Origin of the sequence: Amycolatopsis vastitatis, from assembly GCF_002234595.1 — a bacterium.
Taxonomy (GTDB): Bacteria; Actinomycetota; Actinomycetes; order Mycobacteriales; family Pseudonocardiaceae; genus Amycolatopsis; species Amycolatopsis vastitatis.
In genome coordinates, this window is the sequence record NZ_NMUL01000009.1 from 44,140 (window position 1) to 54,767 (window position 10,628).

A 10,628-nucleotide genomic window follows, 5' to 3' on the forward strand; every position below is an offset into this window, starting at 1 on the left:
TGGACTTTCCTGTGTGCTGTCGCGGATTACGCGTCGTCCGGCCCGCCGCGCCCGCGGCGGGTGCCCTTGTGGAACGCCGCGAGCGTGCGCGCGGTGCCTTCGCCCGGCGCCACGACATCCTCGGCGCTGTCGTCGGGTTCGTTCTCCAGCTGGGCGACGAGGTTCTGCTGGGGCTCACGCCGGGGCAGCCGGGGCCGGTCATCGGTCGGCTGGTTGTTTGCGGCGTTCGCGGCGTTGGCCGGGTCGGCGGCGGGCGCCAGTTCCGGTTCCGGCGTCGCCACCGGCACGGAGGGCAGAGCGTCGGGCGGCGTGAGGGCGCGTGCCGGGTAGGGCCGGGGCTTGGTGTCTCGTTTCATCGGGATCTGGCCGCTGAACGAGCTGGGCGTGTCCATCGTGCGGAGCGAGCTTTCTGCTGCCTGCGGCGCGGGGCCGCCCACCGGGGCGAGGACCGCGGTGTCCTCCGCGGGCGTGGAACCGGTGTCGTCGGCCTGGTCGGCGTCCTGTCCGGCCAGGTGCTGGGTGGGGATGAGGACGGTGGCGCGGAGGCCGCCGTAGCGGGAGGGGTCGAAGGTGACGGTGATGCCGAGCCGGGCCGCCAGGCGCGCGACCACGAACAGGCCGAGGCTGGAGTCGGCCCGCAGGGCCATCGCGTCGAACTCGGGTGCCTCGGCCATCATCGCGTTGGCCCAGTCGCGGACGCCGTCCTTCATGCCGAGCCCCTGGTCCGACACGTCGACGACGACGCCGCGCGCGACCCGGCGGCTGGTCACCTCGACCGGCGAGCCGGGCGGCGAGAACGACGTCGCGTTGTCGACCAGCTCGGCGACGAGGTGGATCGTGTCGGCCACCGCGGCGCCGACGATCGCGACGTCGGGCACCTGCTCGACCTGGACCCGCGCGTACTGCTCGGTTTCCGAGACGGCCGCGCGCAGCACCTCCATCAGCGGCACCGGCTTGCGCCAGCGGCGGCCCGGCTGCTTGCCGCCGAGGATGATCAGGTTCTCGGTGGTGCGGCGGGCGCGGGCGGCGAGGTGGTCGAGCTGGAACAGCGACGCCAGCTGCGTCGAGTCGTCCTCGCGGGCTTCCATCTCGTCGAGGATCTGCAGCTGCCGGTGGACCAGGACCTGGTTGCGGTGCGCGATGCCGAGGAACACGTTGTGCACGCCGCTGCGGGCCTTGGCCTCGCTGGCCGCGGCGTTGACGGCGGTCAGCTGGGCGACGTTGAACGCCTCGGCCACCTGGCCGATCTCGTCCCGGCCGTGGTCGAGCTGCGGCAGTTCTTCCTTCAGGTCGACGGCTTCGCCGTTCTTCAGCCGGTCCACGATGTTCGGCAGCCGGTTGCGGGCGAGGTCGAGGGAGTCGTTGCGCAGCCGGGCAAGCCGCGTCATCAGCGCGCGGTCGACGAGCGAGCGGGACACCCGCACCGCCACGATGATCGCCGCCAGCGACGCGAGCAGCGCCAGGATGCTGCCGATGATCACGTTGCGCAGCTGGGCGTCGCCGGAGTCGATCGCGGCCGCCGAGACCTTGTCCGCCTGGGTGATGGCGAGATCGTTGAGGCTCTGGGCGACCTGGGTCGTCGCGTTCTCCCAGTCCGTTTCGGCCACCGGCACGGTGTTCTGCTCGCCGGTGGACCACGGGCCGTGCTTCACCAGCGCCTGTTCGGCGGTCGCCAGCTGCCGCCAAGCCGTGCTGGTCGTCAGCGCCCGGTACTTGTCGCGGACCCCCGGGTCGAGGAACGGCGCGATCTGGGCCAGCTGGGTCCGGTAGAGCCCGGACAGCTGCGCGAACTGCGCGAAGTCGTCGGGCGCGAACGTCCCGGACGAGAACGCCGTCGAGGCGAGCGACGTCTCACGCGACATCATGTCACCGGCGCGGAAGACCGAGGTCGCCGTGATGCCACCGGTCGCCGCTTCGGCGTCGGGCACGACACGGGCCTGGGTGTCGAACAGGTTGGACGCGGTGTCCATCACGCCGTTGTAGTAGCTGTTGACCTGCGCGCGGTCGATGCTGCGGAAGCTGATCTGCGAGCGCAGCACGGGCAGCTGGTCGAACTGCGACTTCAGCGCGTTGACCTTGGACGCGATCTCGTCGGGCGCGTTGGAGATGGTCGCGGCGAAGGCGTCCTTCAGCGCGGAGAGCTTTTCGTCGGTCGCCCGCTGCTGCTGCTGGAGCCTCGCTGGGCCCTGCGCCGGGTCGTCCAGGTACTGCAGCGCGGTCTGGCGTTCCTTCTGGAACTCGGCCAGCGCGGTGGCGGCGGGGATCGACACCTCGCGCACGGAAGCCGCGACCAACCGGACGTAAACGCCATTGAAGAGGAAGTAGGACGAGACCGCGATCCACAGCACCAGCAGCGTCACGCTGGGAATGAGAACGGTCCTGGTCAGCCTTTTGCGGATCGACTTGTCGTACGGCTTGTCCGACTCGTCCCTGGGGTCTTTGTTCAGCACGGCGGTTCACGAACTCCTGAGTGACGGTCGGCGAGGAAAGGGGACCCGGACGAGGAAGCGGACACGACGATGGGACACAGCGGCCGCCGTCACCCGTCTTCGCCTCACCCTCCGTGTTGCCGCGGAATCGATCAGGGCCAGATTTTTACCATGAACCCAGGAAGGGCTGTGGCTGTGACCCGGTTGGCGGACACTCGTCCGGCAGGCCGCGAACGCTGTTTACTCAGCGCTCCGGGACGATCACCGGCATTTCCTCAGGTAGCAGGCTTGGGACACATTTCAACGTCGGCTTACTGGGCCGAACGGGTGAAATCGAATTCCTCGACTTCGCTGCGCGGAGTGTCCGTGGGCGTGGGCGAGAAGGGGCACGACTTCTGCACGGGCGTCCTGGGCGACCTCGTCCGCTGAGTCCGGGCGGAGATCAGCCGGCGAGTTCCCGCACGCGCGCCATGGCCTGCCGGACTTCGGCGAAGCCGGTCGTGAGGGGGCTCAGCCCGATGCGGATGCCGTCGGGGCGGCGGAAGTCGATGAGCACGCCGTTCTCGATGAGCACGCGCGAGAGCCGCTCGGCGTCCGGGTGCCGCAGCGTGACGTGGCCGCCGCGCCGGTCGTCGTCGCGGGGCGAGGCGATCGTGAACCCGAGCGGGACGAGCCACGCGTCGGCGAGGGCCAGCACCCACCGGCCCAGCGCCACGGCCTTGGCCCGCACGCGGTCGATCCCCGCTTCGGCCAGCAGCGCGACCCCCTCCTGGACGCCTGCCATGCCGAGCACCGGCGGGGTGCCCGACAGCGCCCGCCGGATCCCCGGCGCCGGCACGTAGCGCGGCGCCATGGCGAACGTGTCGGCCGCGCCCATCCAGCCGGTGATGGGCTGGCCGAACGCCTCGTGGTGCCGCGCGTTCACGTAGAGGAAGGCCGGCGCGCCGGGCCCGGCGTTGAGGAACTTGTACGTGCAGCCGACGGCGAAGTCGGCGCCCGCCGCGTCCAGTCCGACCGGGAGCACGCCGACGCTGTGGCAGAGGTCCCACACGACGAGGCCGCCGCGTTCGTGCACCAGCCGCGTGACGGCGGCCAGGTCCGCGATCGCCGCCGACCGGTAGTCCACATGGGACAGGACGACCGCCGCCGTGCGCGGGCCGGTGACCGCGGCGACGTCCTCGGCGCGGACGCCGGTCAGCGGGCCGGTCTCGATCCACCGCGGCGTCAGGCCGAGTTCGGCGGCGACGCTCTCGACGAGGAACCGGTCGGTGGGGAAGTTCGCGGTGTCCGTGACGATCTCGTCGCGTCCCGGCCGGAGCGCGACGGCCGACCGGAGCGTCTTGTAGAGGCACACGGACGTCGAATCGGCGACGATCGTCTGCCCCGGCGCGGCCCCGAGCGCGACGCGTCCCAGCTCGTCCCCGATCTCCTCGGGCAGCGCGAGCCAGCGTTCTTCCCACGACCGGATGAGCCGGGAGCCCCACTCCTCGGCGACAAGGTTCCGCAGCCGCTCGGCGGTGGCCCGCAACGGGCGGCCCAGGGAGTTCCCGTCGAGGTAGGCGACCACGCTCGCGTCGGTGATCGGGACGAACCGGTCGCGGAACGCGGCGAGCTCGTCGGTGGCGTCGAGCCGCTTCGCTCCTTCGGGCGAGATGTCCATGACCGGACCGGCTCAGTCGTGCTTTTCCTTGACCCGCACCGCTTCCTTGCGGACCTCGGCCTGGGTGGCGCGTTCCCGCACCAGCCAGTCGGGGTTTTCCGTCTTCAGCGCGTCGATCTGCTCGGTGGTGAGCGCTTCGGTGATCCCGCCGCGCGTCAGGCCGCCGATGGAAATGCCCAGCTTCGCCGCGACCACGGGCCGCGGGTGCGGGCCGGTGCGGCGCAGCTCGCGCAGCCACTCGGGCGGGTCGGCCTGCAGCGCGTTCAGCTCGTCGCGCGAAACGACGCCCTCCTGGAACTCCGCGGGGGTGGCCTCGAGGTACACACCCAGCTTCTTCGCCGCCGTCGCGGGCTTCATCGTCTGGGCGGTCTTGTGCGACGTCATGCCGTCCAGGGTAGCCAGCGTCACCCCCGGTAACCTGACCCGGTGACCTCTTTCAAGCTCGCGTACGTCCCGGGCGCGACTCCCGCCAAGTGGGTGCGGACCTGGGCCGAGCGGGTGCCGGAGGTCCCGCTGGTGCTCGTCCCGGTCGCCGCTGTCGACGCGGCCGGCCTGCTGCGTGCCCGGGATGCCGACGCGGCACTGCTGCGCTCGCCCGTCGACCGCGACGGCCTCCACGCGATCCCGCTCTACACCGAGACGTCGGTGGTCGTCGTGGCCAAGGACCACCTGGTCGCGGCGGCGGACGAAGTGTCGGCGGCGGACCTCGCGGACGACGTCGTGCTGCACCCCCTCGACGACACGCTGGAGTGGGAAACCCGGCCTGGGCGCCCGGCGGTTTCGCGGCCCGAGACGACGGCGGACGCCATCGAGCTGGTCGCGGCCGGCGTCGGCGTCCTCGTCGTCCCGCAGTCGCTCGCCCGGCTGCACCACCGCCGCGACCTCACCTACCGGCCGGTCGTGGACGCGCCGCAGTCGAGCGTCGCGCTGTCGTGGCTGGAGGAGGAGACGACGGACCTGATGGAGCAGTTCATCGGGATCGTCCGCGGCCGCACGGTCAACAGCACGCGCGGCCGCCCGCAGCAACCCCCGGAGAAGAAGCGCGCGCAGCGGCAGCCGCGCAAGCCCGCGGCGGCGAAACCGGCCCGGCGCAGCACGGGCAAGCGCCGCGGCCGGGCCTGAACGTCAGGAGGTCGCGCAGACGCAGTTGCCGTCGGCGCGGTCGGGCAGGTCGGGGTCGTCGAACCAGAGGCCGTTCTCCCCGAGGTAGCGGAACTCGAGCACGGTGCCGGGTGCCACGTCGACCGACGCCGAGCGGCGGCCGTTCGACCGCGGGGTGAGGTGGTGGCGGCCGGGCGTCCAGTCGTTGAACGAACCCACGACGCTCACCCGGCCGGGCGGCGCTCCGGCGGGGAGGCTGAACGTGACGCGCTGGGTGCCGGCCCGGCTCTTGCTGATCTTGATCACGGTTGTGCTGGCCTTTCGCGGACGGGTCGGGGGTGGCGTGCTCGGCACTGAGCGCCGACATGATGACACAGCTGTGACGATTCGGTCACGTGCAGTGCCCGATGGGGGGACGGCGCCGCTCAACGGTTCGCCACCGACCGGGTGGTCCTGCCGCGAACCATGATCATCTTGCTGCCGGACGTGCGCTCAGGTGCGAGACTGACTGCCGTGACTGTCACCGTTGATCGTCATGTCGAGGACCCGCGTGCCTGGCTCGGCGCCGTCGCCCACGAGCTCGCCGCCCTCCATCCGGCGGACACGCGAGCGGTGCTCCTGACGGTGTGGGACGGGCTGGTCGCCGCCCGGGTGGCCGGCCTGCACGCCGCCGTGGTTTCGCCCCGGTGGTGCGCCCGGCAGTGCCACGCCGAAGCGGTCGAGTTCGACCTCGCCGCGCAGCTGGCACGCAACTGCACCGTCGGCACCGGCCTGGCCATCCCGGCCCGGCTGCCGCCGGGCGCGGTCGCCTGGCCCGTCGAGCGGGCCGACGCCGCGATCGCCGCGATCGTTTCCTGCTGCGGCACCGCGGAAGCCGTCCTGCGCCGGGCGGGCGAGCTGACCCCGGTGTGGGAGGACAGCCTGCTCGGGCCGGTCGCGCTGACCCGGCGGCTCGCCGACAGCTGGACGGGCTGCCACCCCGGCCGCCCGCTGCGGCTCCCGGTGCCGCCGCCGTCGTGGTGGCGCTGAAATCGTTGGTGCGGACGCGTGTCCGTCAGGTGAAGGCTGGGCCCGGCGGATGCCGGCCCCGGGCGAGAGGAGGCCGGGTGACCGAACCAGCGGCCCCGCGCACGAGACTTCCGCACGCGACCCGCGCGGCGGTGCGCGCGCTCCTGCTGGCCGAGCTGGTGGCCGCCGGGACGCGGGCCCGCGCCGCGGGCTGCCCGCCCGAGGTGCTGGCGGCGGTCTTCGACGCCCGCCGCAAGTCGGCGGCCGGCGACGGCCCCGGCGCGGACGAAAGTGCGGCGCGGACCCGGATGTCGTGAACGAGTCGTTCATGTCGCCGGATGTCGTGAACGAGTCGTTCACGACACCGCGGCGCCGGTGATCAGCGGCCGAGGATGGCCAGTGCTGTCGCCACGATCTCCGCCAGCCGGGTTTCGTCGGCCAGTGCGGTGGCCAGCCAGTCGTCGCAGGGGGAGCCGCGGGCGGGCAGTGGTCCCGGCTCGCCCGCGCCGAACACCAGCCGGACCACCGCGGTCACCGCCGCCTGGGCGGCTTCGCCGCGGTCCAGGCGTGCCTCGATCGCGTGCAGCGCCTGCTCGGCGAGCCCGGACAGCCGGGTGTCCTCGGCTTCGTGCGGGCCGGCCAGGTCCAGTGCCGGCAGCTCGGCCGCGTTGTCCGCAGGCATCGGCGCGACCGGCGCCTGCTTGTGCCCCAGCGGGCGCTCGACGTGCTCGGCGTGCCACTTCGGGCGGGTGCGCATGGCCGCCAGGACCGTCCGCACCTCGCGGTCGAGGGTGTCGCGGCCGGCCACCGGCTCGCCGGTGACCGCGGCACGGCGCGCCGCCCAGCCGTCCAGTGGCCACAGCTCGGCGCCCGCGGTCGAGGGCACCCCGGCCCAGACCAGGATCTGCACGGCGAGGTCGCCCAGCCACCGGTCGCCGCCGAGGGCGTCGGCCAGCCAGGCCGGCAGGCGGGGCCGTTGCAGGGCCCCGATTTCGCCGCGCCGCCGCCGGTGCGCGTCGACCGTCGCCGGGGTGAGGCGAGTCGCCAGCCAGCCCTCCAGGTTCTCGATCGGGTCGGTCGCGCGCCGCAGCGCGTGCTCCACCACCGCTTCCACGTCGTCGTGGAAGCGGTCGAGGCAGTCCGGCCGCATCGACTCGAGCCGTCTCGTGCAGTCCGGGTGGCGGCGCTGCTGTTCCAGTGGCTTGGTGATCCGCGCGAAGACCAGGGGCCACGCCACGGTGTAGACCGCGCGGCGCAGCCGGGCGAGCCGGCCGGGCGAAGCGGACGAGGCCGAGCTGGCGAGCAGGCCGTCGCGCGCCAGCCGGCGGAGCACCGCCACCTCGGCCTGCTCGTTCGGCGGGAGCGTGCTGGGGAGCAACTTTCCTCCGGATGCCGTCAGTTACTGCGCCGACGGGGGAATGGTCGGTCAGCCGGGGAAGCGGAAAAGGCCTGCGGCAGGCCGATTTTCCGCCGGACTGGCCACGGACTGGCCACCCGGGAATCACCTGATCGGCCCAGCAGCTTCCGCCGATCGCCCGGAAGTTCGCGTGTCACAATCGAAATCCCATGGCACACGACGACGGACTGATCCGGGAACTGACCACGTTGCGGCGGGGCTGGGGGCTGGAAACCGAAAAGCTGCGCGGCCGGCTGGGGCCGCTGGTCTCCGGCTGGTGCGAGCTGCACCGGACGACCAGCGACCGCGAAGTGAGACGGATCCTGCGGGAAGCGATCGAGGCCGCGATGGCGGACTTCCCGGCCGACGACCGCCTGGCGGTCAACGTCGCGCTGGCCAGCACCCCCGACGCGCGGTACGCCCGGCTCAGCGACCGGGTCGGCGTCCTCGCGCACCGGCTGAACGTTTCGGAACGTACGGCGCGGCGGCGGATCGACCGGGCGTTCGCCCGGCTCGCCGCCGAGATCGAGGCGGGCACGCAGTCCGCCGAGGCGGTGCCGGACCCGGACAAGGGCTGGTTCGTCAAACGGCTCAAGGCCCTCGTGCGGCTGGACACCGACGAACCGGAGCTGATCGAAGAGCGGGAGATCGTCGCGACCCGCGACGGCCTGAACCGGATCTCCGCCCGGTTCACCGTGCCCCGCACCGAAGACGGCGGGGACGGCGGGGAAGGCGAACGGGACGTGGTCGCGGACGCCCAGCACGGCGTCCGGATCGGCGCCCCGGAACGGGAGGGCCAGCGGCACTTCCACTGGCTGCTCGACCTGCCGCGGCCCCTTTCGCGCGGCGACAGCCACACCTACTCCCTGGTGTTCCGCATCCGCGACGGCAGGCCGATCCGGACGTCGTACGCGTTCGTGCCGCTGGTGACGTGCGAGTCGTTCACGGTCCGGGTCCGCTTCCACCCGCACCGGCTGCCGCGGGCGGTGTGGCGGCTGGACCGGGTGCCGCACTCGGTGCTCGCCGACCCGGCCCAGCCCGGCACGACGCTGCCGCTGGACGGCGCCTGCGAAGTCGCCCAGGACTTCGTGGGCCCGCAGCTGGGCTACGCCTACGGCCTGCGGTGGCTGGCTTCGTGAACCCTCAGTCCGCGGTCCAGAGCCAGGCCTGGGCGGAGAAGGACTTCACCGTCACGTCGTGGCGGCGGAACTGCGCCGGGTCCAGCCCGGGGTAGCCGTCGCCGACGACGTAGCCGTAGAGCTGGTCGGACACGAGGGCGGCGACGCCGAGGTCGTCGCGCTCGGCCAGGGTCCGCCGCAGGGGCTCGCTGTCCAGCAGCCGGTTGACCTCGATGACCGTCTGGCCGCGGAAGCCGAGCGCGGCGAGGCCGAACGGGCCGATCGCGACGGCCAGCCGCAGCCGGAGCCGTTCGGCGTGCCGGGCGTTGTCGGCCGCCAGCCGCGTGTGCCACGAGTTCAGCAGCCGCGGCAGCGCCTCGTGCACCGGGCAGCCGTCGGGCAGGAAGACGATCAGCCCGTCGCCGGTGCCCTGGTGGTCGGTTTCGCCGGGCGGGACGCCCAGGTCGGCGAGGACCTCTTCGGACAGGGCGGCCAAGCGCCGCTGCAGGGCTTCGCGGCGGGGCGCGGGGCGCTTGCTGAACCCGACGATGTCGAGCGCGTACCCGAGCCGGACGGTCAGCGTCCCGGCCCGCCGCGCCGGCGCCGGGGAACCGGTCGCCGCCGGGACCGCGGCCACGACCTGCTCGGCCCGGCGCAGCGCATTGTCCAGATAGGACGCAGAATCGGCGAGACGGTCGGCCAGCCACGTGGTCCGGCGGAGGTCCGCGGCCAGCGGCGAGCCGAGGACGGTGGTCAGGTTGGCCGCGCAGATCTCCACCGTGCGCGCCATGTCCCGCAGCCGCGTGGCCGCGATCGCCGCCTGCGCCCGGTCGCGCGCGAGCTCGTCGAGGCCGGTGGGCCGCCCGGGGTCGGCGCCGAGCGCCTCGACGGCCTCGTCGAGCCGGATCCGCAGCTCTTCGACGCGGTCGTGGCCGGCCTGCCAGACCCGGCTCTGGTACCGGATCTTCGCGACCTGGGCGAGGTAGCGCGGCAGGGGCGGCAGCACGACGTCGCCGCGGCTCCACGTCCAGGCGCTCAGTTCGGCGTCGAGTCCGGCCGGGGCGAGCACGACCAGCCGCTGCTCGATCGGCGCGTCGAAGGGCGGGGAGAGGTCCCAGACGGTGAAGCCGCCGGGCCGCAGCTCACCCGGTCCGGGGCATTCCACCCAGCCCTCGAGCGCGGTCGCGAGTTCGCCGGGTGACGCGTCTTCGTCGCGGTGTTTGGCTTGGTGGAGCAGGCAGATGCCGAGCAGGTCGCCGGTCGATCCGGCGGACAGCGCGGCCCACCGGCGGCATGCCCCGTGCCAGCCGGCCGACGGCCCGGTGAACACCAGCGAGAAGACCAGCACGTCCTGCACCCGGCGCACGATGGCCTGCCGGTCGCCGTCGGTGTTTTCCTGCCCCGCCACGGCGTTCTCCGCGTTGCCCGGCTTCGGCGGCCGTTCCGGCAGGCCGGTCGGCAGCCCGGGCACCGGCAGCGGCTCGGTGGTGCCGAGCAGGGACCGGCAGCGGGTCCAGATGCGGCCGAGCTGGTCGTAGGCGGCCGCCACCGACGGCCCGGTGAGCGGCGCGAACGCGTGGACGACGAGCTCCGGCTCAACGAGTTCCGGTGGCACGGCGGTCACCTCCGTCGCCGAGCAGGGTGTGCACCAGCAGCGCGATCCGCTCGCGCACCGGCGGGGGCGCCGGCACGGCGGGCTCCGCGCCGATGGGCGTCACCCGTGAGGGCTCGGCGAGCAGCAGCCGGTCGACCACCGCACGCGCCGAGGCGGCTTCCTTGTGCTGCACCGCTTCGGCGAGCGCGCCGAGGTCGCGCGTCACCGTGTCCCATTGGGACGGCGTCAGTGTCCACAATGGAACGTCGCTGAGCACGTCGAGCGCGTCGGCGGTGGTGGCCGGGTCGAGGACGGTCACTCC

The 10,628-nt window shown here is 73.2% G+C and carries 11 protein-coding genes; 4 read left to right on the top strand and 7 right to left on the bottom strand.

Features of this window, described 5'->3' with window-relative positions:
* Window positions 1-26: 26 nt before the first annotated feature.
* From CF165_RS11195 to CF165_RS11205, 3 genes are all read right to left on the bottom strand, one after another.
* Window positions 27-2,450: a sensor histidine kinase gene (locus CF165_RS11195; RefSeq protein WP_093947410.1), complete on the bottom strand. Its 2,424-nt coding sequence runs from the start codon at window positions 2,448-2,450 to the stop codon at window positions 27-29.
* A gap of 421 nt (window positions 2,451-2,871) precedes the next feature.
* Window positions 2,872-4,089: a kynureninase gene (locus tag CF165_RS11200; protein WP_093947411.1), complete on the bottom strand. Its 1,218-nt coding sequence runs from the start codon at window positions 4,087-4,089 to the stop codon at window positions 2,872-2,874.
* A gap of 12 nt (window positions 4,090-4,101) precedes the next feature.
* Window positions 4,102-4,473, bottom strand: coding sequence for a DUF5997 family protein (locus CF165_RS11205; protein ID WP_205660821.1), 372 nt, complete (start codon window positions 4,471-4,473; stop codon window positions 4,102-4,104).
* 42 nt (window positions 4,474-4,515) lie between these two features.
* On the opposite strand from CF165_RS11205, the gene CF165_RS11210 reads away from it, so the two are divergent.
* Window positions 4,516-5,211 (top strand): LysR substrate-binding domain-containing protein, encoded by a 696-nt coding sequence (locus CF165_RS11210; RefSeq protein WP_093947413.1) that lies wholly within the window; start codon window positions 4,516-4,518, stop codon window positions 5,209-5,211.
* 3 nt (window positions 5,212-5,214) lie between these two features.
* Here CF165_RS11210 and CF165_RS11215 read toward each other — a convergent pair whose 3' ends face one another.
* On the bottom strand, window positions 5,215-5,496 hold the full coding sequence (locus CF165_RS11215; protein ID WP_093947414.1) for an early set domain-containing protein: 282 nt from the start codon (window positions 5,494-5,496) through the stop codon (window positions 5,215-5,217).
* Between the two features lie 207 nt (window positions 5,497-5,703).
* Between CF165_RS11215 and CF165_RS11220 the strand changes: the two genes are divergently transcribed.
* Entirely contained in the window at window positions 5,704-6,219 is a 516-nt protein-coding gene (locus CF165_RS11220; protein WP_093947415.1) for a hypothetical protein, read from the top strand.
* A gap of 77 nt (window positions 6,220-6,296) precedes the next feature.
* Window positions 6,297-6,515: a hypothetical protein gene (locus CF165_RS11225; protein ID WP_093947416.1), complete on the top strand. Its 219-nt coding sequence runs from the start codon at window positions 6,297-6,299 to the stop codon at window positions 6,513-6,515.
* A gap of 62 nt (window positions 6,516-6,577) precedes the next feature.
* Here the strand turns inward: CF165_RS11225 and CF165_RS11230 are convergent, their stop codons facing one another.
* Window positions 6,578-7,576, bottom strand: coding sequence for a hypothetical protein (locus tag CF165_RS11230; RefSeq protein WP_093947417.1), 999 nt, complete (start codon window positions 7,574-7,576; stop codon window positions 6,578-6,580).
* A gap of 188 nt (window positions 7,577-7,764) precedes the next feature.
* Here CF165_RS11230 and CF165_RS11235 point away from each other — a divergent pair, with 188 nt between their 5' ends.
* Window positions 7,765-8,733, top strand: coding sequence for a hypothetical protein (locus CF165_RS11235; protein WP_093947418.1), 969 nt, complete (start codon window positions 7,765-7,767; stop codon window positions 8,731-8,733).
* Window positions 8,734-8,737: 4 nt separating this feature from the next.
* Here the strand turns inward: CF165_RS11235 and CF165_RS51135 are convergent, their stop codons facing one another.
* Complete coding sequence (locus tag CF165_RS51135) at window positions 8,738-10,327, bottom strand: CATRA conflict system CASPASE/TPR repeat-associated protein (RefSeq protein ID WP_158226762.1); 1,590 nt, start codon at window positions 10,325-10,327, stop codon at window positions 8,738-8,740.
* Window positions 10,308-10,625 (bottom strand): CATRA system-associated protein, encoded by a 318-nt coding sequence (locus CF165_RS11245; RefSeq protein WP_093947420.1) that lies wholly within the window; start codon window positions 10,623-10,625, stop codon window positions 10,308-10,310. Before CF165_RS11245 ends, CF165_RS51135 begins: the two co-directional genes overlap by 20 nt.
* Window positions 10,626-10,628 lie beyond the last annotated feature (3 nt).